Genomic DNA, 25,689 nt, shown 5'->3' on the forward strand with positions numbered 1-25,689 from the left:
ATTGTTTCGATTGGTTTTGGTGATTAGTTGCTGCTGTCTGTTGATTGTTCGTTGATCGACGTATCAACGGAAAGTTTTACTTCTGCTGTTTTTTCTTCATCGCCACGATAGAAGGTTACAGTGATCGTGTCACCGACTTTGTGTTTGTACAACGCAGATTGCAGATCCGTTGTTGTGCTGACTTCTGTGTCATCGATCTTCGTGATAACGTCATATTGTTGCAATCCTGCTTGTTCTGCTGGTGTTGCATTGTTGACTGAGTAGATCACAACGCCTGAAGTTACGGATGAAGGAACTTTCAAGATTTGTTCTTGTTGTTGTGATGTGATGGAACCTAAATCGATCGTTTGGATCCCTAGTGCAGGGCGAACCACTTTGCCGTCTGCTTCTAGTTGATTGATGATTTCAACGACATCGTTACTTGGGATCGCAAAGCCCATCCCTTCGACACTAACACCTGAAGCAGAGCCAGAGGTGCTGGCGATTTTACTTGAGTTGATCCCAATCACTTGGCCATCAACGTTGATCAGTGGACCACCTGAGTTCCCTGGGTTGATCGCAGCATCCGTTTGGATCGCATTGATACTGATCGTACCACCAGATTCGTTTTGGCTTGTTACTTGACGATTCAAGGAAGAAACGATCCCTTGTGTCACAGAGTTTGCGTAATCAGAGCCTAGAGGTGAACCGATCGCGATGGCTGGTTCGCCGACTTTCAAGGCACTTGAATCACCAAATGTTGCGGCAGTCGTCACATGCTCTGAAGAGATTTTCAATACAGCTAAGTCTGTGTAAGCGTCAGTACCGACCAATTCAGCTTTGACTTTCGTACCGTCAGCTAAAACAACTTCCAAACCGTCTTGACCTTCAACGACGTGGTTGTTGGTTACGACATAGGCATCGTCGCCATCGATTTTGTAGATGACCCCACTCCCTTCAGAAGAAGCTTCTAAGGCACTGTCGTCGTCGCTTTGGCTATCGCCTTCACTTTGTCCGCCTTGCTGACCAAAGAGGCTGTTCCAATCGTTGCTTTGACTTTGTTGTAGATTAATGATGGAGACGACAGAATCTTGTACTTTTTCAACTGCCTCAGTGACATCGCTAGTCACATCAAGTTTTACATTGGATACTTGGGTTTGTCCGTTAGAATCTTGGACCCCGCTGTTGGTCGTGGTTTCTGGTGTTGAAGTCAAAGATGACCCCATTGCCAGATACAGACCGCCGAAGGTCAATAAACCGCCGACCATACCGCCTAAAATCCCAATGCCTAATCGTTTTAATAAACCAGGAGAAGTTTTCTTGCCTGGTGTGACATATTTTCTTGCCATTACTATTTCCCCCTTAATGAATAATTCGTTATAATCAGTATATTCCTTCTATCTGAGATTAGTCTACTAAGAGATTTTGAAAAAAATATGAAGAAGTTGCGTAAGAATCTGTTTCAAACGATGAAATTTTCTTCGCAAAACCCGTTCATTTTTGAATAAAAATAGCAGGCAAAACTGGGGAGAAGCGAAGGTCTGTTTATCCACAGTGTGTGGACAAACTTGAAAGCTTTGGTTGGGTGGATGAAGAAACCCTTGAAGTGTCGCATTTTTATAGATAAGATAGAAGAATTTCAAAGAAAGTCAAAGTGTGTAAAAGGTTGTGGATAGCATTGTCCACATTTTCATAAAATAAAGGGATAACGAGGAGGAATCTATGAAAATCAAAATCGTCACAGTAGGAAAATTAAAAGAAAAGTACCTAGTTCAAGGCATCAACGAGTACGCCAAACGATTGGGGGCATACGCAAAGCTTGAGTTTGTCGAAGTACCAGATGAAAAAGCACCAGAAACCTTGAGTGAAGCCCAAATGCTGCAGATCAAAGAAAAAGAAGGGCAGCGCATTTTAGCCAAAATCAAAGACACCGAATATGTCTTTGCCTTAGCGATCGAAGGCACCAACCCCACCAGCGAAGCCTTCGCCAAACAAATCGATCAACTCGGCATCCAAGGAAAAAGCCAACTGACCTTCGTCATCGGCGGCTCCCTAGGCTTAAGCCAAGAAGTCATGACCCGCAGTGATGCCAAAATCTCCTTTGGCAAAATGACCTACCCGCATCAACTCATGAAGTTGATCTTATTGGAGCAAATCTATCGCGCGTATCGAATCAATACGGGGGCGCCGTATCATAAGTAAATATCTCAAGCAATAGAATAGAAAAAATTATCCACCGGTACTACCGGTAAAAAGGAGCAACAACCATGCGAAATATCAAATTAACGATTGAATATGACGGCAAGCGCTACTTAGGGTGGCAACGACTAGGAGATTCTGAAAAAACGATCCAAGAAAAAGTTGAAGGGGTCATCAAATTATTGACGGGAGAAGAAATTGAGATCGTCGGTTCTGGTAGAACCGATGCGGGCACGCATGCTCGAGGACAAGTGGCAAATTTCAAGACGACCCATCAAATGAGTTTGCCAGAGATGCAGCAGTTCTTTAACCGCTATTTGCCGCAAGACATCGTCGTCAACAAGATTGAAGAGGTGCCTGAGCGCTTCCATGCACGCTATCACGCCAAAGGCAAGCAATACAGCTATTATGTTTGGAACAACGCGATCCCATCAGTCTTTGCTCGCAATACTAGTTTTCATTGCCCGCAGCCCCTTGATTTGGAAAAAATGCAGCAAGCGGCTGAGAAGTTGATCGGCACCCATGATTTTATCGGCTTTTCTGCATTGAAAAAATCAAAAAAATCAACGGTGCGCACGATCGATGAAATCACCATCACACCAGAAGGCGACCTATTGCGGTTTACCTTCAAAGGCAACGGCTTTTTGCATAAAATGGTCCGAATCTTGATAGGCACACTGATTGCCATTGGCGATGGCACACTGCCACCAGAAGTGATCGATCAAGTGTTAGCCGATAAAGTACGACAAGCAGCTGGTGAAACAGTGCCTTCTCATGGCTTATTTCTAGATGAGGTGTATTATTAAAAGAAACAGGGTAATGGCTATTTAAGGAAAGGAGATCATCTATTGATCACATTAAAATCCCCACGAGAGATCGAACAAATGAAAACTTCTGGTCGTATCTTGGCAAGTATTCACGAACAGCTACGAGAGAAAATCGTTCCCGGTATCACTACGAACCAAATCAACGCCTTTGTCCATCAACAGATAGAAGCTGCAGGGGCAACAGCCGCGCAAATCGGGTTTGAAGGCTATGAATTTGCGACGTGTATCAGTGTCAATGAAGAGATTTGTCATGGTTTCCCCTCAGAATATGTTTTAAAATCAGGCGATGTCGTCAAAGTCGATTTTTGTGTCGATTACAAAGGGGCAATCTCTGACAGCTGTTGGACGTATGCGGTAGGAGAGATTTCACCAGAACATCAAGCACTGATGGAAGTCACGAAAGAAGCCTTGATGAGAGGCATCGAGCAAGCACAGGTTGGCAACCGAGTTGGCGATATTGGTTATGCGATCCAAAGCTTCGCTGAAGAAAAAGGGTATGGTGTCGTGCGGGACTTTATTGCTCACGGCATTGGCCCAACCATTCATGAAGAACCATTCTTTCCTCATTTCGGGTTACCTGGCAAAGGAATTCGGTTGAAAGAAGGCATGACGATCACTATCGAGCCGATGATCACGACCGGCACTTGGCGCATGAAAATGGACCCGAACGGCTGGACAGCACGCACCATTGACGGCAGTTATTGTGCCCAATATGAACATTCGATCGCCATCACCAAAGAAGGTCCAGTCATCATGACGTTGCAAAAGGAAGAAACGTGAACACAAGGCCGATAGAATAGAAGAAAATACGAAAATCGTTCGAGTGTTTCTACACGAACGATTTTTTGCATTTACTTGTCGAAGTTGCGAAGCTAGGGTATAGCACATTCAAATTGGAAGAAAAGTAGGTCTTTTTAGGAAATGATTATGAAACAATCAAACTACTTCCAGTAGAAGCTTTTTGGAGTAAACATTAAAAGATATAAAAGCTGGATATAAGAATAGTCAGTATCGAATTATTTTTTTGTTATTTCCTTTTTAAAATATCGTCATAGTTTTGAGAGAACGAAAAAAATTCTTGGAAAAATCAGAATCGTTAAATTTAGAAGTTTTTATTCATCTATATTTATCTCTTTATAGCCTTTATTTACTGAAAAAAACCGTGATATACTTTTAAGATAAAAAAATAAAGGAGAGATAAAGTGAAAAAACGTGTATGGGGTATTTTATTATTAGGAATTGGTTGTTTTTTTGTTCATAATTTCACATTCCAATCTGTACAAGCAGATGAGTTTGACGATGGGCAGGTGACTTTTGAAGACTATTCAAAGGATAATCGTAGTTCAGTTATGACATATGAAGAATATGTAGAATTCATCAATGAAATTAATTCTCAAAATAATCAACTAACAAGAGAGGTCGTATCTCGTTCATTATCAGGCGGTAATCTGAGTCAAAGAGAGCAAATTGTAGCAGAAGCAAAAAAACATATAGGTAAACCATATACTCAAACAAATCCTGATAGATTGGGACCTGACAAATTTGATTGTTCTGGCTTAGTTTATTATGTTTTTAATCAAGTTACAGGAAAAGATGTCGGAAAATTGACGTGGGAGCAAGAGTATGCTGGAAAGCAAATTCCTATCTCTGAGGCTAAACCAGGTGACTTACTTTTTTGGGGAAGTAGAGGGAAAACGAGTCATACTGCCATTTATATTGGAAATAATCAGTATATTCATGCTCCAACTTTTGGAAGAACGGTTGAATTATCTCCAATCTGGGACAGTTTCTATCCATCATTTGCCATCCGGATGGATCTATCAGAATACCAAACAGTGCCTTATGGAAAAACGGTTATGGCGGTCAGTAATTATCCAATATGGAACAACTTAGAATTTACTTCTCAAAATGGAAATACTTCTAATTTTCAAGATGGTTTAGTTTATTATGCGAAAAATCAAATCTCTTTTAGTGATGGTAGAACGTTTTATGAACTATATCGTGGAGATTCCTTTGTAGGATTTATTAATACTGTAGCAGTTGAAGAATTAACCGCTACAAGCGAGAATAAAAATATTATGGCAACTAAAAATTATCCAAGATGGGGAAATCTCTATTGGACTAGTAAACTAGGCGATACTTCTGATTTCGCCGATAATCCAGTGTACTATACATCTGTTAGTTATACTTTAACAAATGGTAAAAAGTTTTATTCTCTCTATCGTGGTGATCAATGGTTTGGTTATATCAATGCTGAAGCGGTTATTGATTTGAAGGCTGAAAATATTGATAAATTTGTCAGTGCGACGAAGAATTATCCGATTTGGGGAAACCTATATTGGACGAGTAAATTGGGAAGTACAGAAAATTATTCGAGTGGTCTGGTCTATAAAGCAAAATATAAATATACTCTGTCAAATGGAAAGATATTTTATTCTATATATCAAGGCGACACATGGATAGGTTATATTAATTCTGATGCTACTGAAGATTTAAGAACTGAAAATATTAACATAGGAGTACAGATTACTAGCAAAAACTATCCTATGTGGAACAATTTTTATTGGACTAGTAAAAAATTCGAAGCAGGTCAGTTGTATGGTAATAGTTACACTGCTAAAGTAAAATATACATTAGGAAATGGAAAGACCTTCTATTCCTTATATGATAATACAAATACATGGATTGGATATGTTAACACTCAAGGTACAAGTGTTAAATAAGTTCTCGCAAAAATTATCAATATTTTTTATTATCCTAGATGAAAGCAAAAAGCCAATCCACACTTGATTCGCTTTTTGCTTTCTCAAGTTTAATTAATATAATTAGGACAATGAATTTCGAACAATTCATTTAAAAGGAAAAAAACTCAAATCGTTTTGCCCCTTTTTCTTATCCCTCTCACCGCTCCAGTGAAAGCTTTATTCAACAACCCTTTAGCAAGCACATCAATCATCCCCATGATTGAGTTTGTCAGCCACAAAGGTTTCTACACTATACCTGCCCCACTTTGAGAGACTCTCTATAAATAAAGGGAAGGTTACATCTGTAAAATGACTGACCAAGAGATAACAAGCTTGACCTGAAACTTTATGAAAAACCTCAATTTCTTTGTATTGATTCACGAAGGCTTCAAAAGCTGTATAGCGATTTGAATCCATAAAAAACCGGATGTATTGCGTACTTGGGTAATTCACCACAATACTAAATCGCTGAATGATTCCCTCATCTTGCAATTTCAAGATCCGATTGCCCACGGCTTGTCCCGTCAGGTGGACCATTTCGCCGATTTCTTTGTTCGATAATTTGGCGTTGTGTTTCAGGATAGCTAGGATTTGTTCATCGATGATGTCCATAAGGGTTCCTCCTTTCATAATGAAAGTAAATTGACTTTATCTTTTTCAAGAGACGCTTTGTTGTAGGGTCATATGTATTTATACTGGATTATAACAAATAAGAAAAGAAATGGTGATTCTATGAAAAAAGCTTTAGTAATTATTGATGTCCAAAATGACTATTTTAAAGAGGGGAGAATGGCCCTTCATTCCCCTGAACAGGCGCTTGCGAACATAAATAAACTAGAAGCGTCTTTTATCGAAAAGCAACTCCCGATCATCTATATCCAACACATCAACGATCAAAAAGCAGCTGATTTTTTTGAACGAGGGACCAAAGGTGTACTGCTGCATGAACAGTTAAAAACAACGCATTCTTCTATTATTATCGAAAAGCACTTTCCCAACTCGTTCATTGAAACAAATTTAAAAGAGACGTTAGACTCTTTAGGTGTTCAACAAGTTATCATCACTGGGATGATGACGCATATGTGTATCGATTCAACCACAAGAGCTAGTAAAGAACTCGGTTATCAGCCCATACTGATTTCTGATGCCACGGCAACGAAAGCATTAACATTTGAAGCACACGAAATTCCTGCGGAAGCTGTTCAACGAGCGTTTTTATCGGCGTTGGAAACCTTCTCTACGGTGATGAAAACCGATGACTATTTAAACGGATTGTAGAAAAATTGCGTATTTACTAACAAAGGCAAAGGTTCATTTGCATTGAGTGGTTCTTGATCACTCTTTGAAATTGGCGATCCTATCTCATTCCGCTTCAATGTTTCTAAAAAAAATGAATGCCCAGTTGCGTACCCACCAATGATACTGAGCTGATCCCTCAGAGGATGAATAAGAACCAACCCATACAAAAGCCAAAAATGTTCGAGGATTTCTCTCGAACGTTTTTTGGGCATCAAATTGGGCGAATCGGCGAAACTATGGTACAGTGCAACCAAACAAGGAGCGAGAGCCGCTCCTTCATGAGGCAAAGGGGCAATGGTGATGAAGCAAACAACGATGGCGTGGCTGTCAGAAATCTATAATTTGATCTTGCATCCTGGCACGAGACAGTGGGAACGAGAACAACTGGTGCAAGCAAAAAATACACTGGAAACCCAGCTATCGACCAAACAAAAAGCAGGCAAACACGAAAAGGAATCGTCAAATAGCCTTGAAGACCAACAGACCAAGCGGGTTTTGGAAAAACTAGAAGCGTCGTTGCGTCCGTTGGCACTGAGAAACAATCTGACCCCGAATGTTGCCGAGTTTTATCAAACAATCAGCCAGTCAGCACCGAAAAAGGCAATGAATGAAGAAACAAGCAAAGTCCAACCAGCAGAAGTTTCCGTGGAGCCGAACGAAACAGGTGGAAAAGCACAAGAAGTGGCTATTTTTGCTGGCGGCTGCTTTTGGTGTATGGTAGAGCCTTTTGAAGACCAGCCGGGCATTCTTTCCGTCTTGTCGGGGTATACCGGGGGAACAGTCCCGAATCCGACGTATGATCAAGTACTAAGCGGAACAACAGGGCATGTCGAAGCGGTAGAGATCGTTTTTGATCCCAAAATCATCACCTATCAGGACTTGTTGCAGTTGTACTGGCAAGTGACAGACCCGACAGATGCTTTCGGACAATTTCAAGATCGCGGCAATTTTTATCGCCCAATCATTTTCTATACGACTGCTGAACAGGAAGTGCTTGCGCAAGAAGCCAAAAAGGAACTAGCCCAATCTGGTTATTATCAGCAACCCATCGTGACTGAGATCCGCAAGGCCACGCAGTTTTGGCCAGCGGAAAACTACCATCAAGCATTTTACAAGAAGCAGCCAAAGCGCTACCAGCGGATCAAGCGAGCGCGCAAACAACTGATGCTTTTTTATCGGCTGAAACGCTGGACAAACCGAGGAAAAAAACGATCATAAACAGAAGATCACTAAAAAAAGCGGGGCTCCGAGAAAAGGGCAAAAGGATCAAATGAAGGCTCTTTTCTCCACAAGCTGCGCTTTTTTCTGCGCTTTTAGCCAATTGGATAAAAAACGTATATTTATTTTAGAATAATGTCCAAAGAAAGCGTTAACAACAAGAATTATAATAGAGAAAGAAAAAGTGGCGAAAAAGGTCGAAAAAGCAGGTGTCTTTTGCTTGATTCCTTTCTTCGAGGAAAGAAGGTGGGAAACACCAGAGAAAAATCAGCGGGAAAATCAATCGGCAACACCCCATAGCAACACAACATTTATTATATGAAGGTTCATATAAGTTAGGAGAAATGTGATGAAAAAAAAGGGAACGTTCGTCTCACTGTTTATGGCTCTCATTCTTTTTATCTTTTCAGAAAGAACAGTGTTTGCGGCAGAAGCGATCAATGAGATCGTCGCACCAACAGGAGTCAAAGCATTTCTAGTACTGATTCCATTAGTGTTAGTGCTGGTTTTGCTCTTTAAAAAAGTAGATATGATCATTGCTGGCTTGATTGCTGGGATCTTGGCGATGATTATTGGCGGGATCAGTTTAGCTGAAGCCAATTCGCAACTGTTGGAAGCTATTCCGACGATGTTGAGTATTACGGTGCCAATCATCAATTCCGCTGTAGCGATGGCGGTCTTCAAAGCGGGTAGTTATACGGCGGCCTTAACCTTAGCCAAAAGAGGAACCAAAGGAAAAGTGGAATATGTGGCTGGTTTTATTGTCATCTTATTGGCAGCAGCGACTTATATGTCTGGAATCGGCGGCGGGAGTGCGATGGTGATCGCACCGTTAGCATTTGCGGCAGTTGGGGTGGTACCCGAATTGATCGCAGCGATGTCGTTGGCGGCAGCGGTCTCCTTTACGACTTCTCCTGCCTCTTTGGAATCTAGTATCGTGTCTGAACTAGGCGGTTTTAGTGTCGCTTCTTACGTTGATCAAATGCGCCCATTTTGGTTGCTATTCGTTGGTTTGGCGATTTTATTGGCATTCTTCGGGACCAAGCGTCGTCATCTAGGCTTCAAAGAATCAGCCAACCAAGAGTACGAAAACAAAAGCAATGGCGAGTTATTCAAAACGACACTGCCTGCGATCTTCTTGCTTTTTGCGGTCATCTTTGGTCCGTTGATCAATGACCTGATGGGCTTTGTCCTCTTTACGCCGCTAGTTTATATGGTGGTCACGTTGGCGTTGATTTTTGTTTGTACCGACTTTTCGATGAATCAATCGGTGGAAGCGATGGTGGACGGATCGACGTATATTTTGACCCGCTTGTTCCAAGTGGGGATCTTTTTAGCCTTCATCAACGTAATCGCTGAAACGGGGACGTTTGCTGTAATTGCCGGTGCGGCACAAAATGCCCCCGCAGCGATCGTCGTTCCCGTGGCGATCTTGACGGGTGTCTTGATTGGGATTCCCGCGGGTGCCTATGTCGGCTCCGTTTTAACACTCGTGCTACCAGTTGCCGTTTCATTAGGCTTCCCAGTCTTAGCTCTTGGCTTTGTAACGATGGGGGTTGGCCTCGGCAGTCAAATGAGTTTCGTCAACATTACGATGCAAGCTTTATCTTCTGGTTTCCAAATTCCGATTCTGGATGTAGTCAAAGGAAACGTGAAGTGGTTGAGTTTAGCAGCCGTATTATTATTAGTCATCGGCTTAGTGTTTGGCTGATGGATAGGAGGAAAACATGGATTTATTGATCAAGCAAGCACGTCTTGAAGACGATGCAGAATTAGTAGATATTGCAATTTCAGAAGGAAAAATCACCGCAGTTGCACCCAACATTGAAGAATCAGCAGCAACAACGATTGAGGCGAAAGGCAAAGTGGTGATCCCTGGCTTGATCGAAAGCCATATCCACTTAGACAAAGCCTTGATCGCCGATCGTGAGCCCAATAATTCAGGTACGTTGCAAGAAGCGATCCAAGTTACGGCAAAGCTGAAACCGACTTTTACCGAAGAAGATATTTATGATCGAGCGAAACGTGCATTAGAAATGCTGATCCTGCACGGCACGACTGCTGTGCGCACCCATGCCGAATTTGATCCAGCACAAGGCTTCACTGGATTTGACACCATCATGCGCTTAAAAGAAGAATACCGCGACTTGATCGATATTCAGGTCGTTGCCTTTCCGCAAGAAGGGATTTTTAAAGCCCTAGGGACGGATAAAATGATGATCGAAGCGATGGAAAAAGGCGCCGATGTCGTTGGCGGGATTCCTTACAATGATGCGCCAGCCAATGAGCACATCGACTTGATCTTTGAGATCGCCAAACGATTTGATAAAGACATTGACTTGCATCAAGATTTTGCCGACGAAGCAGACGATACATCGATCGTCTACCTGTGTGAAAAAACCATCGCAGAAGGCTACCAAGGTCGGGTATCAGTAGGACACTTGACTGCGCTGCACGCTATGGAACCAGATCAGCTGGCAGAAGTCATCGATTTGATGGTCAAAGCCCAAATCAATGTGATGCCGTTGCCTGCGACCGACTTGCACTTAGGTGCTAGAAACGATGCCTACAACGTTCGCCGTGCCGTGACGCCGATTCGCAAGTTACGTGATGCTGGTGTGAATATCTGCTTAGGCAGCAACAATATCCGAAACGCCTTTACGCCCTATGGCAATGGGGATTTGATCCAAATCGCTATGTTGGCTGTGCCAGTGGCGCATTTAGGCGGTGCCGATGACCTGCCGACGGTCTTGCCAATGATTACGACCAATACCGCCAAAGCATTAAATATCAAAGACTATGGAATCGCTGTTGGCAATCGCGCAGATTTGATTCTTTTAGATACCCAGAGAAAAGCCGATGTGCTGATCGATATTCCTGAACGTTTAGTGGTCATCAAAAATGGCCGCATCACCGTGGAAGTCAAAAAAGAAGTGACGATCCACCGCTAAGCGATTTTTCGCCCTTATGGGGGTTGTCACAAAAAAAGTGAATCACTGAAAGAACACGTCCGTCAAAGGCAGTCTGACTGCTTTTGACGGATGTTTTTTTGTATAGGAGCAACCAGGTCGAACGGTATGCGCTTTGATTTTCTGAAACCGACAGTGGGACGTTTTCGCTTCAATGACCTCTCCTGATCTAGAAGTAGGAAATGCCGCCCATGCAAGGATTTCCTTGACTGATGAATATCCTGATTTTTGATCTGTGGCGCTGTCCATTATACTTAAAGAGACAATCAAGGAGTGTGGGTCTTTCTCCGAAGGAAAAGAGGAGTAAGTACTTGTTTTTCACTTCTAAATCAGATTTTTCAAAAGCGTTTAGGCTGGGACCTCTGGCAGCTATCCATAAGAAACGCATTGCTCAGCTTAAGCGAAGAAAAGGGGCAAAAACTGTATTGGCTTTGAGTATTTCGTTGGCTGTGTTTCCTAGTTGTTGTGAGCAGTCACTAGCCAATCGTCACAATCATAGTACCTAGACAAAGAAAGGAGGAGATCAACAAAATGAAAAAGAAGCCGCTAAAATTGCTGCTCCTAGTGATTGGGCTAGTGAGTATTCCGTTGAGTTTTCCCTTCTTACGAGATACTTTTATTGCGCCATTGTATGCGCTGCAAGAGCAAGAACGAGAAGAGGATGAGCTTTCTTCAGCGGAAGAAATGGCTGATTTAACAGACGTTGATTTTCAATTTTTAACAAGTAACAAGCAAGGCTATTTAGGGGAGAAAATCCCCATCGAAATCGTGGCACATCAGCCAGTAACCGAAGTGGCGGTGGTTCTGCCGCCAGAGGCAGTGATCGAGCCCTCCTTGTTTCCCGAAGGAATGACAATTGAACAGGTGGAGGCTGACCAATGGCAGCTGCTTAGCGAAATACCTCAGAGCAATTGGCTTTTGCCGATAACCTTTGAAGAAGAAGGAACCTACGAAGTCATGGTAGGAGAAGAACGGATAGAGATAGAAATCCAAGATCCACCAGCAGAAGGTGAGGAAGGTCAGGAAGAAGCGCAAGAAAGTGATCGAGAGGAAGCAGAACCTGAAAACGAAGAGCAGCCAGAAACAAACGATCCTGACCAAACAGAGCAAACGAGTCAACCGCTTCTCTATGATGCCGATGATCCGGGCAATCTGTATTTATTAGGGGATGATGTTCGGACGATAGAGGTAGATAATTGGGTGGATTTTATGATTGCTATACAGGATGTTAGATATAATCATATTCTCTTGGTAGATGATTTTGAATCTCCTGATCGCCCGATGGAGGGATTGCCTGGAGCAGGAACGTCGACGAGTTCACATTTTACTTTACGTGACTGGGGGGGAGTGTGGATGCACCCTGCCAATACGGTTATGAATGAAAGTCGAGGAGTTGCCTACCTAGATAATAGGAGACCAGACATTTCTCGAACGTTAATCATCGATGGACAAGGAAAACATAAAATTGATTTTCGAGCCGTGTCGGTATGTTTTTGGAGCTCAACGGTCAATGATGAAGAAAATATACCGTGGGATATTACACTCCAAAATATTGAAATTTATAGTGGAAATTATTTTGGACCCATTCAATACAATGATTTAAATGATGCTGATCAAAGGAATGCAACGATGCGTTACCATAATGTCACACAGGTCGGTAATCAATTGTTTCATGGGTTTCATGCTACAGCTAGTTTATCGGGGCATGTTTCTTCTGTACAAATGGATCCTTATGATGTAGGATTCGGACGTGGTAATTGGAATATTAATGCGACCAACCAAGTGAATTTTGAAGTCGGTTATTTGGAAGTTCTTGAGGGGGCTAAAGTTCACCTTTCGACAATCAATTCAGGAAATGTTTGGTTTCCTCATAGTCCCAATCCAACGTTTACGATTGGAGACAATGCGGAGGTTACGATCATTGCAAATGGTACAGGACAAGGTGAAGCGTGGGGAGCAAATATATTCTTTAGATTTAGTCCTGTCTTAACCGTAGGTAAAGGTGCGACCCTTGATTTGACGTCTAAAAGCAATTTTCCTGCTATTTCAACTAATGGCTGGACTCCGGCTCAGACTACTCATATCAATCTACTAGAGGAAAGCACATTAAAAATCTCCAATTCTGGACGTAATACGGGGCTTAATAATGATACGACCAATATCATTTCTATGCCACCTGGTCATGGTAGCAGTATTAATCTCAGAAAAGGGAGTACGCTTGATATTGAAGCAGTCAATCAAAATAACTCTGCTAGTCATCCTATTTTTTTTCACGCATCTGGACAAATTAATATTGATGAAGATGCTACCCTAGATATTAAGTCAGACAGTCTCTCAGCAAGCCAAAGTTTAATTATGTTTTCGACCAACAATAATACGAATAACTCAACGATCAATATAGATGATGCTGCAAGGATAAATTTACAAAGGACTAGATCAATCACCTCAAGTACGGCACACGTGATTCGAAATGCAAGACTAAATGTAAGTAATCAGTCGATTAAGCAATGGATCCCTGGAAATACAAACGAGAATCCTAATTTTGATTGGGAGAATATATTGAGGTTGAACGCGAATATTAATGCAACAGGAATACCGACTAATACGGTTAGCGCAGTAGATCCCAATATAGCAGAACATGCCAGAGCGAACTTTACGCCAAGAGCGCAACGTCTCTTGTTTGAGAATATTCCTCCTGTCGAGATCGCGCTTGATCCTCTGACCAATGATCGCTCTCAACGCAATTCCTATACGATCACGGGAGAAACCAGTCCGGCGCTTACGTTCGTTTCAGTAGGGATCTGAGTTTACCAGAACCAACCTTAGATACTGTTGTAAATGGTGAGGGCGAAACAGAAAGGTTCCATGTCATTGCCGAAGAAGATGGCTCCTTTGAATTTGATCTCTCCCAATTTGATGACTTTGATTATTTCCGCGGGCAAGAAGTTGTAACGGCGACGGCATTTTTAAATGGACGACGCGATGAGACCTCCGTCATCGTAGACGGTGTCGATCCTCGAGATCCTCTGAATCCTGATGTAGATGTTGATCCAGACAATCGTCCGACTCTTCCTGAAAACCAAGGGTTGATCAGTATCGACTTTATCTCGCAATTTGATTTCGGACACGTGCCGATTCGTTCGAGTCAAGCCTATTATCCAGCACTGCCGCAAAAGCTGCGCAATGCAGAGAATGATCCTGCTGGTGAAGAACGTCCAAATTATGTTCAAATTTCGGATCGGCGTGAGGAGTCCACCGGCTGGACACTGAGCGCACGGCTTGATGAAGCAGGGTTTGTCAGTGAGGAAGGCCATCAGCTGCGGGGAGTCCAGCTCTTACTCAACAACATCCGCATGGCAACGACAAGTTCGAATACCTCCAGCGCCCCAACCTACTGGGAAAGTCGTGAACTAAATGCAGGCAGACAAATCTTGGCAAAAGCAGAAGAGGGACAAGGCAGCGGGACATGGATCCAACGTTTTGGTGATGGAGAAACAATGGATCAAAGTGTGATGCTGGAAGTTCCTGTCAGTGCTACACCGCAAGCAACAAGCTATACGGGCATTATCCATTGGGAATTAAGCTTTGTCCCAGAGATGGACTGAGCCGCCCCAATGTTTCTCAGTAATCGAAAAAAGGAAGAAAATGGAGCCAGCAGCTGCAGAGAAAATCTGCAGCTGTTTTTTTATCTGCAAGCAGCCATCGATGATGAAGCAACCGATAGCGCTCTTTATGCTTTGGCGAATCTTCTTTGCTTAGAGAATGAGGGGATCATTCATTGCGTTTACTAGAGCAGATAATGCTTTTTATTCCTTCACGTTGAAGGGCAAGAAGTAGATCGGAAAAATTCTGTCACAAAAGATGTAGTCGATCGCTAAATGCTTCCCCAAAAATAAGAAGATCATTTTCTAGTCATTTGTTCTTTTTTCAACTATGATAGAAAGAAAACCGCTATCACGGAGAGTTCGTTTAAGAAAATCCTGTCAAAACTGTTTGACAATGCCGTAATATCAATGGATTTGAGCAGAAATCACAGCAGGTCTGCGTTAAGGTAGGAGAAGGAGGGCAAGATGACGATTGGGGAAGCACTAAAGAACCATCGAGTCACACAGCAAATGAGCCAAGAAGAAGTAGCAACAAAAATTTTAGTGACCCGCACATCGATCTCAAATTGGGAAACCGGCAAGACGGTCCCAGACAGTTTGAATTTATTGAAACTGAGTACCCTTTATGGGTGCAGTGTCGATGAGCTATTAAAAAAGGAGCGAGCAGGAATGAAAAAGAACTTTCGTACGATGACCTATGGTGCTGGATTGAAAGATGGAACGATGCGTTTGAAAATCGAGACCGATGCCAGCAAGTTTTTCCCACGAGGGGTTGAAGTCAAAGCATCCGTCGATTTAGAAACAGGAGAAGTGACCTTTTTTGTCGAGCAAGAGGAGTTGGAAAAACTGAAAGCAGCTACTGACGAAAAATAAATTTTTTATACAGTTTTTTGCTAAATTTTGCTTGGACAAGAGAAAAAAAGTGATGGATAAAAAAACACGAGCCTAGCTGCATCGTGTTTTTTTATGTGGGATGAAAGAGGGCTGAGGCAATCGATGAAAGCTGATTCTACTTTTCCTTTTCTGCTATTTTCAAGGTTTGTAACGTTTAAGAAAAAGCGAAAAGATGCTAACGACTATATACAATATATGGTGAATACAATGGATTTTTTTCGAATGGAACACAATATGTAGTGTTTACTTTTTTAAGAGATTGTGTAAAATAGCAGATGTAGTGAAGAAGGAGCTGTTGTTTTTGAGAGTAACTGTATGTTGCGGCACCCGTTTAGAAAATGAGGAAAAGTTGGCAAAGACCGCTCGTGCCATCGGCAATGCCTTGGCAAAAAATCACATCGAGTTGGTGTATTGCGGCCCTTTGGCTGGCTTGATGAGGGAGATCGTGAAAGGGGTCTTTGAGAAAGAAGGCGCAGTGACAGGGATCTATCCATCAGGTTCCTTTGCAGAAGATTTGCCGCCAATCATCACTGGATCAAGCACATACACCGAGTTCTATACGGATACGAGGGAGGAACAAACGCAACAATTGCTGGAAATGAGCGATGCCTACCTTGTATTACCTGGTGGATTTGGTACACTAGAGGAGTTGTCATCAGTATGCTCTTTTATGACTCTTGGGTCATTGTCAGGCAAGCCGATCGGTGTATTGATGACCGAAGGCTTAAATGATGGACTGAAGCCGCTGCTAAAAATGTTTGAAGCTTCTAGCTTTGCTTGGGCTGAACTGTCTGAAACGCTCTTTTTCCTATCTGACGTTGAGTCGCTGATCCAACGACTGGCAGCGAAGGGATCAGGAAAGGAGTGCTTGGCAGGATGAAGCATGCCTATTTAGCGGGACCTTTTTTCAAACGAACAAGTCGCCCGACTCAAACAAGTAGAACGCGGCTTAGCTGAAAACCCGCAGCCCTTGGCGGTCTATTCGCCACGCTTTTACCAAGAAGGTTCATCTGAACCCAATACACCAGAATGGGCGAGAGAAATTTTCGAAAAAGACATGCTGGAATTGACACGAGCCGACGTCGTCGTTGCCGTTTTGGATGACCATGAAGGGATCACCGATCCGGGAACAGTCTTTGAAATCGGCGCAGCACACGAACGAAATAAACCAGTGATCGCTTTTCAGGAAAAAGCCGCGGCGGTCAATCTAATGTTGACGGAGTCGGTGCAAGCGTATTTGACTGATTTGGCGGCACGAACAGCGTATGATTTTGAAGCGATGGCGCACCGAGCATTTGTCGGTGACTATATTTAATAAAGGATGATGAATGTGTTATTAATCGCAGGAACGATCGGGGCAGGAAAAAGCAGTTTGACTGATTTTTTATCGAAGGAAATGGCGTCGAAGCCTTTCTATGAAAACGTGGAGGACAACGATGTTCTGCCATTGTTTTATTCCAATCCAGAACGATACGCCTTTTTATTGCAGATTTTTTTCTTAAACAAAAGCTTTTTAGGGATGCGGGAAGCTTTGTCCAATGATGACAATGTCATTGACCGCTCCATCTATGAGGATAGTTTGATGTTTCATCTAAATGCGGATCTAGGTCGCATCGCACCGATGGAAGTCGAACAATACGATAACCTGTTGAACACGATGTTGCGGGAATTGGAAGAATCAGCGCCATTGAAACATCCAGATCTAATGGTTCATATTAAGGTTTCCTTGGATACAATGATTGAACGGATCAACAAACGTGGTCGTTCCTATGAACAAATTGCCAACGATCCGACATTGTACGACTATTACAAAGAATTAAACCAGCGATACGATGAATGGTATGAAAACTTTGACGTGTGTCCGAAAATGCAAATTGATGGGGATCAATTGGACTTTGTTGCCAATGAAGACAACCTCATGGTGATCCTCGAGATGATCCAAGAAAAATTGGCGGAAGTCCGTCAGACCCATGGCAAAGGCCACTATTGTACGGACAAAGCCATCGCAAAAGGTGATTTTTCTAAGAAAAACGCAGCATCTGTGACAAACTGATCCAGCAGTTGAGGCCAGCTTACGAAAAAAAAGAAGTGTCTTATCGACAATGGGAGGGAGCAAGGCGATGAATGTTGAACGATTTATTGAAGCGAGAAAACAGGCGGGCTTCTCGCAGCAAGAACTTTCGGAAGGAATCTGTACGCAAGCCACTTTGAGTAAATTTGAAAACAACGGGCAGGCACCGTCCCTCAAAATTTTGATCAAATTGTGTAATCGGATCGGCTTGCCATTGGTCGACTTGTTTTCTTCCATGAATGTCGCAACGACCAAAGTCAAAGAAGAATTGGCAAAAGCCGAATTCTACTTGATCACGAGCGAGTATGAACAGTTGGCTGCATTGTTAAGTCAAATCGAAGTGAAGCTGATCGATGAACCAGCATTAAAAGCGCAATATGATTATTTAAAAGGCTTTGAAATGATTTTTAATGAAGCTGCGATTACCGATGTCCTGTTTCAATTCGATCAGTTATTGATGAATGAAACGGCGGAGGAATTGTTTGATCTCTTAGCGTATACTGGGATCGGTTTGGTGTATGCCAGAGAAGAAGAATGGGCAAAGGCCGAGTTTTATGTGACGAAGGTCTTTGAGAAAATTTATACCTATCCGATCAAAACGATCGAAGACACGTGGCGGGTGTTGAACATCGTCTTTCATTGCGGCGTCTTTTATGCCAAAGTCGATGATTTGGAAACTAGTGATACCTTGTTGAATTATGTGTTGGCGATTTGTTCTGACAATCATTTGACCTACTACTTGGCTCGCGCGGCAGCCCAACTGACCGAAAATGCCATTCGCGAACAACAGCCGAAAGAAACAATTTTGGAAATGTTACACGATGCACGAGCATATGCCAAAATCAATAAAAACGTAAAATTACTGGCGCATTTAAAAGCGGTCGAAGAAACGATCGAATAAAAATATATTTTCGACAAAAAAGTTTTGTTGCTCAAATGCTTGATAACTAGCAGTCCTTTCGACGAAGGGACTGCTTTTTTTGTTTTTTCTTATATAAAAAAATATATAATCGTGTTGACAAAAAAATATATCGGAAGTATTCTTTAATTGTGAAAAAACTAACATAATTTGTGATGCATCGTTTTTAGGAGAAGAGATTTTATGAAGGCAGCAGTGAGAGAAGCCGCTCGCACGATTCAGCGGATGGGCACGTCCATTGAGTTAAAAGTCGCTCATACAAAACCAGAAAGTGTACTGGACGAGCTGGAGACCCAGCTGAAAGGATACGACCATCGCTTTAGTGCCAATGATCCGCGATCGGAATTGAATCAGCTGAATCAGTTGGCAGGACAAAAGGGGCTTGTGCTTGATCCAGAATTGTACCAGCTGATCGAAATCGGCAAACACCATAGCTGTGCTCCTCACAGTCAGCTGAATATTGCCATCGGTCCACTGGTCCAAGCATGGCGCATCGGGTTTGAAGATGCCCGCATCGTAACAGAGACGCAGGTCAAAGAGTTGCTTGCGTTAACAGACCCGCAACAGATCCAATTGGCAGCAGGCAAGGTTTTTTTGAAAAAAGCTGGAATGAGGATCGACCTCGGAGCATTAGCAAAAGGCTACATCGCTGATAAGTTACGCACCCTTTGCCAAGCCCGTGGCGTAGCGTATGGATTGATCAACTTAGGCGGAAATATTGTCTGTTTCGGCGCTGCACCAAATCATTCGGACGGGCATTGGCGGATCGGGATCCGAGATCCCAAAGGCGGTCGGGCAGACACCTTGGGCATTCTGCCAATCAAGGACCAAACCGTCGTCACTTCGGGGATCTATGAGCGGGTTTTGACCACCGCTGAAGGAACGTATCATCATTTGATTGATCCTCAGAGTGGCTTTCCCATCGAATGTGGGTATTTGAGCATCACGATCGTTGCAGCGACATCGTTACTGGGGGAAATCTGGACTTCGCGCTTGTTTGGCAAGCCCATTCCAGTTGTTTTACAAGAGATTCAGCAGCAGCCAGAAATCGAAGGAATCATCGTAACCAAAGAAAATGAAGTCATTGCCTCTAAAGGCATTCAGGCAAGACTTTTAAGATAGCCCAACCAGAAAGGAAGAGACAGGATGAAATTTATCGGATTCGTAGGAACCAATGCCACTCGTTCCACCAATCGCACGTTGTTGCAGTTTATGAAAAAAATGTTTGCCAATGAGGCAGAGATCGAACTAGTCGAGATCAAAGATCTTCCAATGTTCAACAAACCAGAATCAAAAGAGTTGCCCGTACAAGTAACCCAGCTTGCCGAAAAAATCGCGGCAGCAGACGGTGTGATCATCAGCACACCAGAATACGATCATGCCGTACCCGCAGCGTTGATCAATGCCTTGAACTGGTTGTCCTATGGAATTTTCCCGTTTGTTGACAAGCCAGTGATGATCACTGGTGCTTCTTATGGGACGTTAGGTTCTTCTCGTGCCCAAGCCCATCTAAGACAGATTCTGGACTCTCCAGAGTTAAAAGCACGGATCATGCCTAGCTCTGAATTTCTATTAGGTCATTCGCTGCAAGCGTTTGACGAGCAAGGCAACTTGATCGATGAAGAGCAGACCCAAAAACTGCAAGGACTGTTCAACGATTTTCTTTTATTTGTAAAAATTACCAGCCAGTTGCAGCACGCCCATGCCGCCAATCAAAAAGAAGCTGCTGAATTTTCATGGGAAACCATCTAACCGCAAAAGATAGGAGCGTAAAGACAATGAAATTGATCGGAATCGTCGGATCAGCCGCTGAAGTCTCCACCAATCGTCAGCTGCTGAACTTTATCAAAAAGCAATACAAAAAGGAATTCACGTTAGAACTTGTAGAGATCAAAGACTTTCCTCTCTTTAATCAAGAGGAAGATCAAACCCAAAGCCCAGCCATCCAGCGTTTGAATCGGCAATTATTGATGGCAGACGGTGTGATCATTGCTACATCAGAGCACAACCATACCGTGACAGCAGGACTGAAAAGCTTGCTAGAATGGCTTTCATTCAAAATCCATCCTCTGGAAAACAAACCAGTAATGATCGTGGGTGCCTCTTACTATGATCAAGGAACTTCAAGGGCCCAGCTGCATCTGCGCCAGATTTTGGACGCACCGGGAGTCAATGCTTTAGTGATGCCAGGGAATGAGTTTTTGTTAGGCAAAGCCAAAGAAGCTTTTGATGAAGCGGGTGATTTGATCGATGCCCGAACGGTTGCTTTTTTAGATGCGACGATCAACAGCTTCTTGCAATTTATCAAAGTCGTTTCTGCCTTAGCGGGTCCTAAACAATTGCCGCCCGAAGATCTCTACGCCACAGGGAAAATCGCAACCACCGTGGAAGGGGTGGATATGTATGATGATCAATGGCTGGAAAAAGCCGCTGAAGCAGTCGGTGCTGTTTCTGGCAATACCTACGTCAAACTAAATCGCGGCTTGCTGACAGTTGATCAGATCAATTACTTCTTAGATTCGATGCCGATGGAATTGACATTTGCCGACAGCAATAACCAATTCTTGTATTACAATCTGCGGGAAGAAGCCCAAAATATGCTGGCAGCACGTGTGCCAGGACAAGTCGGCAATCCGTTAGCAAAATGCCATCCTGAAAAATCTTTCAAAAATGTTGAGTGGGTGATCCAACAGCTGCGCAGTGGGGCAACCGACGCGGTTCGGGTCCATGTGCCGAAACAGGTGCCAGAAAAATACATCGTCCACAATTATCAAGCGATGCACGATGAAAACGGCGAATATGCGGGGATCAACGAATACATCCTTGATTTCAAGCCAATCATCGAATGGTATTTGCAACAAACCGGCCAAAAACTTGTCGGCAATGAAGACGCCATTTCCAGTGCTTCTGTGCACCAAGAACCGACCGATGCGGTCACTTGTGCCAGTACTCATGACGCACCTGCAGCAGATGCGGTCACCAGCGCTTCAGTGAAATAAGGGTTGTCTAAAGGGAGAGAAGGAATCGCTAGAAGCATTCGCTTGCAATCAGTTGCCAAGCGAATGCTTCTCTTTTTGCTGCTTTTTCATGAATAAACGGTTTTCTATGAGCGATTGAGTTGATCAAGGACATCGTTGCGAGGATTTCACAAAGTTTCTGAAAAAAATTTGCATATTCATCTTTTGCTTCGTATACTAGTTTAGGACGTTGCTTATAAAACGGCTGTATCATCGTACATATTTTTTGATAGGAGGAATTGCATGAAAGACAAACGAAAAGTCTTGCGTCCGTTAGGATCAGGGTTTGCGATGGCGGTTCCTTTGTTTATAGGGATCCTCGTTCAGGACCCTTTGATAAGTTCTGTGGGGGCGATGGGGGCTTTTTCCTACTTGGCTTTTCAACATCGGTCCCTTTTTTATAATCTGCGCGCCATTTTGACCCACGGCGCTGCGCTGCTGCTGGCATTTATTTTAGGCGCTGGGACAGCACTGATTCCTTGGAGCGCGCCTTTTATCATCGGTGCGTTATCGTTTTCTGCGTTTTTGTTGTCAAAAGTGATGCGGATCCCCAAGCCCGATTATTTCTTCGTGTTGATGCTTTATGCCACCGGCTTTAATTTTCACGCAGCGCACCTTGGAGAGATCTTGCACCACAGTTCCTATTTGCTTTATGGCATCGCAGGCTCACTGCTTGCTGGACTGGTGATTTCGTTGGCTGAACAGCTGCCGTTGAAAGAAGAAAAAACGGCCTTTCAACAACTGAGCTTGCACGAGAAATATTCGCTAGCATTATCTCAGCAACCAGAAATGGTCATCAAGGCGCTGCACTTTTCTTTGATATTGTTTATTGCGACCTACATTGCCTATCTGTTGCGGGACAGCAACGGCTATTGGATCTTGATTTCTGCTGCTGCCGTCTTGGCAGGAGAACATATGGAAAAAATCAAAAATCGCACGATCGGTAGGGTACTGGGAGGAATCGTGGGGCTGCTGCTGGGTTTCTTATTGATGTCCTTGCATATGCCCCTTGAAGCGATCGCAGTGGTATTGATCATTCTAAACATATTGACGGAGTTTTTTATGCCAGTCAATTATACCGTTGCTAATTTTTTTACCAACCCGCAAGTCCTGCTGTTAATGACCATCGGTACTAGTTTTACGCCGCTGAAATTGATCCCATTGCGTTTTTCAGGGGCATTGATCGGCAGCGTGCTGGCAATGCTGTTGATCTTTCTAATGGATTGGGCAGTAAAGCAAATGGAACAAGCACTGGGAAATAAACCAGAAGACACGACGGATCAAACACAATAGAATGCACCATCATCGATAAGCAAGAGCAGCAGCTCTTGCTTTTTTTGCCTTTGATCCTCTATCTAAACGTTATCTCCATCGGATAGGAAAATTAAGGGAAATATGAAATAATCGAGCAAAGGTTCCTATTTTGAAATAGAAGCGTTTACATTTTTGCAAACTAAAGTGGCAGAAACATCTACTTTTTTTGTTGTAAGCGAAATCATATACTCAAATCAGAGAAGGAGAGAAAGTTGTGAAAAAAAGAATCGTAGATGTTTTGCATCGCCTGTTGGTGACTGATTATCCACTATCCATCGAGCAACTGGCAGAAGAGACCGCAGCCAGTGGGCGGACGATCCGCAATGATTTGAATGAGATCAACACGTTTCTTGCTGACTTACACATCGGACCGATCCAAACCCTTCGAGGAAAGGGCATCCTTTTGAAACTGACCTCGAAACAACAAGCCATCGTTTGGCAGGCATTACACTCACAACAGTCGGAATATATGACCCGTGAAGAGCGTAGTTTTGATCTGTTGCTGCATCTGACATTTTCAAAAGAGATCCTGGTGTTGAATAAAAAAGAAGAAGCGTACCAGATATCAAAAAGCAGCATGGATGAAGACATGCGCCGTTTGCGGGCGGACATCAATAAATATGGCATTGAGATCATCAGCCTAGGAAAAAAAGGACTGCGGTTGAATGGATCGGAGCGAGCGATTCGGACGATGATTTTTGACATCATCAATCAGCGGATCGGTAGGCTGCCACTTGATAAACAGACCCCAGATCTAGTCTTTACGAAATTGCTTTATCGCTATTTGCCGCAAAAAGAAATCAAACAGATCCAACTAGTGATGCAAACAGTGTTGCCGCCAAATCAAAATGAGTTGTACAGTAGCCAAATCTTATTGTTTACCGCCATTTGGCTGATGCGTATCAGAATGAAGGAATTTATCACTCGCATGAACTGGTCTACTTCCAGCAATCAGCTTCAAGGGTCAGCCTATATCCAGGCGATCGCTGAAACCTTTTCGATCCAGCCACCAGAAATCGAAGTCAACTATCTTTCTTTCATCATTGAGTCACTGAACTTTAAAGATTTGTCCAATTCCATCGAATGGGCGCATGCGCAACTTTTGTCGCTGCAGCTGATTCAATTTGTGGAATGCCAAACCAAGATCCCTTTTAGTAAAAAGGAAGAAGAGCTGTTAGAGGGATTGTATAAACATATGGCCGCGCTGATCGTTCGAGCCAAGAGCGGCATTCAAGTACCCAATCCGATCAAAGAGACCGTTCGCAAAAATTATGGACAAATCTACCAAGCCGTCAAGGGGTTCGCTCCTACGATCGAAGAGATCGTCGGTCAACCACTATCAGAAGATGAACTGACATTTCTCGTGATTCATTTTTCTACAGCCCTAAGTTCACTGAACCACGAGATTATTACGATCTATAAGGCGGTCGTTGTCTGTAACCATGGAATGGCAACCGGCAATCTGCTGGCAGCCAGCCTCAAGGAGAAATTTCCAGAAGTAGAAGTCGCGGCAGTCTTGAATTCACAAGAAGTCAATTTGATTACGAAATTCGATGTGGATCTGGTTTTTTCAACCTATGAGATCGATTATCGAGAAAAGCCAGTATTACTGATCCCACCGATCATCAATGAAGAAAATCACCAAGTGATCCGCCGTTTCTTAAACAACAATGAACAATTCAAGCGGATCGCCTTTGACCAAAAAAATGCCACGCTGTTCTTCAATCAGTTGCTTACAGTGATTGAAGAAAGCGGCGGGACAGTCGATGCTGTCGCCTATCGCAAATTGACACACTTGTTTGAACAAAATCAATTAGCCATTAATGCAAGGGAGATTCAGCCAATGTTAAAAGATGTTTTATCCGCTAGTCATATTCAATTAAACGTTCCTGTTCAAAATTGGGAAGAAGCCATTGAACGCTCTGCGCAGCCGCTACTAAAAGAACAGATCATCGAAAAACGCTATATCGAGGCAATGGTTGCTGCGGTGAAGGAATACGGTCCTTATATCGTCATTGGCAAACATTTGGCGCTGGCGCATGCTCGACCAGAAGATGGCGCCCAGCAGTTGGGTGTGAGTGTCCTCACCTTGGCACCGCCAGTCGCATTTGGGAACCCAGAAATGGACCCCGTCAAAATCATTTTTTGCTTGGCTGCGGTGGACTCCTACTCTCATCTTGCCATCATGAAGGAATTGATCGAACTGATCAATGATGAAGAAAAAGTCACGCAGTTGCTGGCTTGCTCTACGATTGAAGCTTTTCAATCATTGCTATTTTCATAAAAAACAAGAAAAGGGGAAAAAATCATGAACAAATTATCGATCTTATTCGTATGCGGTGCAGGTCTTGGCAGCAGCTTTGCGGCTCAGATGTCAACAGAAGATGTCTTAACGAAATTAGGAGTGGAGGCGAAATTGGATCATGTTGATATCTCATCAGCGGTATCAATGAAACCAGACATCATCATTACGGCAGAGAATTTCCGAACGCAATTTGAAAAGTTTGCCTTGGACCCGACAACCGCAATTATTTATTTACGCAACATCGTTTCCAAACCAGAAATCGAAGAAAAAATCATCCCAGTATTAACGGAAAAAGGCGCACTGTAAGGAAGAGGCATGACGAAGGGAGT

General features: G+C 43.2%; 24 protein-coding genes and 1 pseudogene. 23 read left to right on the top strand and 2 right to left on the bottom strand.

The annotated features are described in order from the left end of the window. Window positions 1–23 precede the first annotated feature (23 nt). Window positions 24–1,328, bottom strand: coding sequence for a S1C family serine protease (locus tag IGI96_RS12510; RefSeq protein WP_010747716.1), 1,305 nt, complete (start codon window positions 1,326–1,328; stop codon window positions 24–26). A 373-nt stretch (window positions 1,329–1,701) separates the two neighbouring features. On the opposite strand from IGI96_RS12510, the gene rlmH reads away from it, so the two are divergent. The 4 genes from rlmH to IGI96_RS12530 all read left to right on the top strand — a co-directional run bounded on the left by rlmH (window position 1,702) and on the right by IGI96_RS12530 (window position 5,728). After that, on the top strand, window positions 1,702–2,181 hold the full coding sequence (gene rlmH / locus IGI96_RS12515; protein ID WP_008379108.1) for a 23S rRNA (pseudouridine(1915)-N(3))-methyltransferase RlmH: 480 nt from the start codon (window positions 1,702–1,704) through the stop codon (window positions 2,179–2,181). A gap of 65 nt (window positions 2,182–2,246) precedes the next feature. After that, window positions 2,247–2,984 (top strand): tRNA pseudouridine(38-40) synthase TruA, encoded by a 738-nt coding sequence (gene truA, locus IGI96_RS12520; RefSeq protein ID WP_270287934.1) that lies wholly within the window; start codon window positions 2,247–2,249, stop codon window positions 2,982–2,984. A gap of 42 nt (window positions 2,985–3,026) precedes the next feature. Further along, on the top strand, window positions 3,027–3,785 hold the full coding sequence (gene map, locus IGI96_RS12525; protein ID WP_005234612.1) for a type I methionyl aminopeptidase: 759 nt from the start codon (window positions 3,027–3,029) through the stop codon (window positions 3,783–3,785). Between the two features lie 422 nt (window positions 3,786–4,207). Then, on the top strand, window positions 4,208–5,728 hold the full coding sequence (locus tag IGI96_RS12530) for a C40 family peptidase (RefSeq protein WP_270287935.1): 1,521 nt from the start codon (window positions 4,208–4,210) through the stop codon (window positions 5,726–5,728). Between the two features lie 225 nt (window positions 5,729–5,953). Here IGI96_RS12530 and IGI96_RS12535 read toward each other — a convergent pair whose 3' ends face one another. Continuing rightward, window positions 5,954–6,379 carry an Lrp/AsnC family transcriptional regulator gene (locus tag IGI96_RS12535; RefSeq protein WP_115232060.1) on the bottom strand — a complete coding sequence of 142 codons (426 nt, stop codon included), beginning with the start codon at window positions 6,377–6,379 and terminating at the stop codon, window positions 5,954–5,956. A gap of 102 nt (window positions 6,380–6,481) precedes the next feature. On the opposite strand from IGI96_RS12535, the gene IGI96_RS12540 reads away from it, so the two are divergent. The 19 genes and pseudogenes from IGI96_RS12540 to IGI96_RS12630 all read left to right on the top strand — a co-directional run bounded on the left by IGI96_RS12540 (window position 6,482) and on the right by IGI96_RS12630 (window position 25,666). Continuing rightward, window positions 6,482–7,027 carry a cysteine hydrolase family protein gene (locus IGI96_RS12540; RefSeq protein ID WP_206617849.1) on the top strand — a complete coding sequence of 182 codons (546 nt, stop codon included), beginning with the start codon at window positions 6,482–6,484 and terminating at the stop codon, window positions 7,025–7,027. A 315-nt stretch (window positions 7,028–7,342) separates the two neighbouring features. Beyond that, window positions 7,343–8,266 carry a peptide-methionine (S)-S-oxide reductase MsrA gene (gene msrA, locus IGI96_RS12545; RefSeq protein WP_016610024.1) on the top strand — a complete coding sequence of 308 codons (924 nt, stop codon included), beginning with the start codon at window positions 7,343–7,345 and terminating at the stop codon, window positions 8,264–8,266. A gap of 184 nt (window positions 8,267–8,450) precedes the next feature. Continuing rightward, window positions 8,451–8,588 carry a hypothetical protein gene (locus tag IGI96_RS12550; RefSeq protein ID WP_016610026.1) on the top strand — a complete coding sequence of 46 codons (138 nt, stop codon included), beginning with the start codon at window positions 8,451–8,453 and terminating at the stop codon, window positions 8,586–8,588. 27 nt (window positions 8,589–8,615) lie between these two features. Then, complete coding sequence (locus IGI96_RS12555) at window positions 8,616–9,977, top strand: citrate transporter (RefSeq protein WP_128488865.1); 1,362 nt, start codon at window positions 8,616–8,618, stop codon at window positions 9,975–9,977. Between the two features lie 16 nt (window positions 9,978–9,993). Beyond that, window positions 9,994–11,217: an amidohydrolase family protein gene (locus IGI96_RS12560; RefSeq protein ID WP_438785181.1), complete on the top strand. Its 1,224-nt coding sequence runs from the start codon at window positions 9,994–9,996 to the stop codon at window positions 11,215–11,217. Between the two features lie 549 nt (window positions 11,218–11,766). Then, window positions 11,767–14,040 carry a pectate lyase-like adhesive domain-containing protein gene (locus tag IGI96_RS12565; RefSeq protein WP_438785182.1) on the top strand — a complete coding sequence of 758 codons (2,274 nt, stop codon included), beginning with the start codon at window positions 11,767–11,769 and terminating at the stop codon, window positions 14,038–14,040. A gap of 221 nt (window positions 14,041–14,261) precedes the next feature. Then, window positions 14,262–14,840, top strand: coding sequence for a WxL domain-containing protein (locus IGI96_RS12570; RefSeq protein ID WP_438785457.1), 579 nt, complete (start codon window positions 14,262–14,264; stop codon window positions 14,838–14,840). A 9-nt stretch (window positions 14,841–14,849) separates the two neighbouring features. Continuing rightward, window positions 14,850–15,026, top strand: coding sequence for a hypothetical protein (locus IGI96_RS12575; protein WP_156235561.1), 177 nt, complete (start codon window positions 14,850–14,852; stop codon window positions 15,024–15,026). 279 nt (window positions 15,027–15,305) lie between these two features. Next, a complete protein-coding gene (locus IGI96_RS12580; RefSeq protein WP_128488860.1) occupies window positions 15,306–15,713 on the top strand; it encodes a helix-turn-helix domain-containing protein in 408 nt (135 codons plus the stop codon). A gap of 322 nt (window positions 15,714–16,035) precedes the next feature. Next, window positions 16,036–16,614: an LOG family protein gene (locus tag IGI96_RS12585; RefSeq protein WP_156235558.1), complete on the top strand. Its 579-nt coding sequence runs from the start codon at window positions 16,036–16,038 to the stop codon at window positions 16,612–16,614. An 81-nt stretch (window positions 16,615–16,695) separates the two neighbouring features. Then, window positions 16,696–17,049, top strand: a pseudogene (locus IGI96_RS12590) (nucleoside 2-deoxyribosyltransferase); the annotation flags it as partial. Window positions 17,050–17,064: 15 nt separating this feature from the next. After that, window positions 17,065–17,787: a deoxynucleoside kinase gene (locus IGI96_RS12595; protein WP_270287937.1), complete on the top strand. Its 723-nt coding sequence runs from the start codon at window positions 17,065–17,067 to the stop codon at window positions 17,785–17,787. Window positions 17,788–17,854: 67 nt separating this feature from the next. Continuing rightward, window positions 17,855–18,706, top strand: a complete 852-nt coding sequence (locus IGI96_RS12600; RefSeq protein WP_270287938.1) for a helix-turn-helix domain-containing protein — start codon at window positions 17,855–17,857, stop codon at window positions 18,704–18,706. 201 nt (window positions 18,707–18,907) lie between these two features. Then, the gene (locus tag IGI96_RS12605; RefSeq protein ID WP_270287939.1) at window positions 18,908–19,846 is read left to right on the top strand and encodes an FAD:protein FMN transferase; all 939 of its coding nucleotides are present in this window, start codon (window positions 18,908–18,910) and stop codon (window positions 19,844–19,846) included. Window positions 19,847–19,870: 24 nt separating this feature from the next. Then, the gene (locus IGI96_RS12610; RefSeq protein WP_005225450.1) at window positions 19,871–20,476 is read left to right on the top strand and encodes an NADPH-dependent FMN reductase; all 606 of its coding nucleotides are present in this window, start codon (window positions 19,871–19,873) and stop codon (window positions 20,474–20,476) included. Between the two features lie 26 nt (window positions 20,477–20,502). Then, window positions 20,503–21,723, top strand: coding sequence for an NAD(P)H-dependent oxidoreductase (locus tag IGI96_RS12615; protein ID WP_270287940.1), 1,221 nt, complete (start codon window positions 20,503–20,505; stop codon window positions 21,721–21,723). A 261-nt stretch (window positions 21,724–21,984) separates the two neighbouring features. Next, on the top strand, window positions 21,985–23,034 hold the full coding sequence (locus tag IGI96_RS12620) for an FUSC family protein (protein WP_005234658.1): 1,050 nt from the start codon (window positions 21,985–21,987) through the stop codon (window positions 23,032–23,034). A 235-nt stretch (window positions 23,035–23,269) separates the two neighbouring features. Next, entirely contained in the window at window positions 23,270–25,339 is a 2,070-nt protein-coding gene (locus IGI96_RS12625) for a BglG family transcription antiterminator (protein WP_270287941.1), read from the top strand. 24 nt (window positions 25,340–25,363) lie between these two features. Further along, a complete protein-coding gene (locus IGI96_RS12630) occupies window positions 25,364–25,666 on the top strand; it encodes a PTS sugar transporter subunit IIB (RefSeq protein WP_015509266.1) in 303 nt (100 codons plus the stop codon). Window positions 25,667–25,689 lie beyond the last annotated feature (23 nt).

The sequence above is a fragment of the Enterococcus sp. DIV0421 genome (genome assembly GCF_051713745.1).
In the GTDB taxonomy this organism is placed as follows: Bacteria; Bacillota; Bacilli; order Lactobacillales; family Enterococcaceae; genus Enterococcus_D; species Enterococcus_D casseliflavus.

Excerpts from the sequence above, each read along its gene's own strand:
- IGI96_RS12510 (WP_010747716.1), bottom strand. The coding sequence starts at position 1,328 with ATGGCAAGAAAATATGTCACACCAGGCAAGAAAACTTCTCCTGGTTTA.
- rlmH (WP_008379108.1), top strand. The coding sequence starts at position 1,702 with ATGAAAATCAAAATCGTCACAGTAGGAAAATTAAAAGAAAAGTACCTA.
- truA (WP_270287934.1), top strand. The coding sequence starts at position 2,247 with ATGCGAAATATCAAATTAACGATTGAATATGACGGCAAGCGCTACTTA.
- IGI96_RS12535 (WP_115232060.1), bottom strand. The coding sequence starts at position 6,379 with ATGAAAGGAGGAACCCTTATGGACATCATCGATGAACAAATCCTAGCT.
- IGI96_RS12540 (WP_206617849.1), top strand. The coding sequence starts at position 6,482 with ATGAAAAAAGCTTTAGTAATTATTGATGTCCAAAATGACTATTTTAAA.
- msrA (WP_016610024.1), top strand. The coding sequence starts at position 7,343 with ATGGTGATGAAGCAAACAACGATGGCGTGGCTGTCAGAAATCTATAAT.
- IGI96_RS12555 (WP_128488865.1), top strand. The coding sequence starts at position 8,616 with ATGAAAAAAAAGGGAACGTTCGTCTCACTGTTTATGGCTCTCATTCTT.
- IGI96_RS12560 (WP_438785181.1), top strand. The coding sequence starts at position 9,994 with ATGGATTTATTGATCAAGCAAGCACGTCTTGAAGACGATGCAGAATTA.
- IGI96_RS12565 (WP_438785182.1), top strand. The coding sequence starts at position 11,767 with ATGAAAAAGAAGCCGCTAAAATTGCTGCTCCTAGTGATTGGGCTAGTG.
- IGI96_RS12575 (WP_156235561.1), top strand. The coding sequence starts at position 14,850 with ATGTTTCTCAGTAATCGAAAAAAGGAAGAAAATGGAGCCAGCAGCTGC.
- IGI96_RS12580 (WP_128488860.1), top strand. The coding sequence starts at position 15,306 with ATGACGATTGGGGAAGCACTAAAGAACCATCGAGTCACACAGCAAATG.
- IGI96_RS12600 (WP_270287938.1), top strand. The coding sequence starts at position 17,855 with ATGAATGTTGAACGATTTATTGAAGCGAGAAAACAGGCGGGCTTCTCG.
- IGI96_RS12605 (WP_270287939.1), top strand. The coding sequence starts at position 18,908 with ATGAAGGCAGCAGTGAGAGAAGCCGCTCGCACGATTCAGCGGATGGGC.
- IGI96_RS12610 (WP_005225450.1), top strand. The coding sequence starts at position 19,871 with ATGAAATTTATCGGATTCGTAGGAACCAATGCCACTCGTTCCACCAAT.
- IGI96_RS12615 (WP_270287940.1), top strand. The coding sequence starts at position 20,503 with ATGAAATTGATCGGAATCGTCGGATCAGCCGCTGAAGTCTCCACCAAT.
- IGI96_RS12620 (WP_005234658.1), top strand. The coding sequence starts at position 21,985 with ATGAAAGACAAACGAAAAGTCTTGCGTCCGTTAGGATCAGGGTTTGCG.
- IGI96_RS12630 (WP_015509266.1), top strand. The coding sequence starts at position 25,364 with ATGAACAAATTATCGATCTTATTCGTATGCGGTGCAGGTCTTGGCAGC.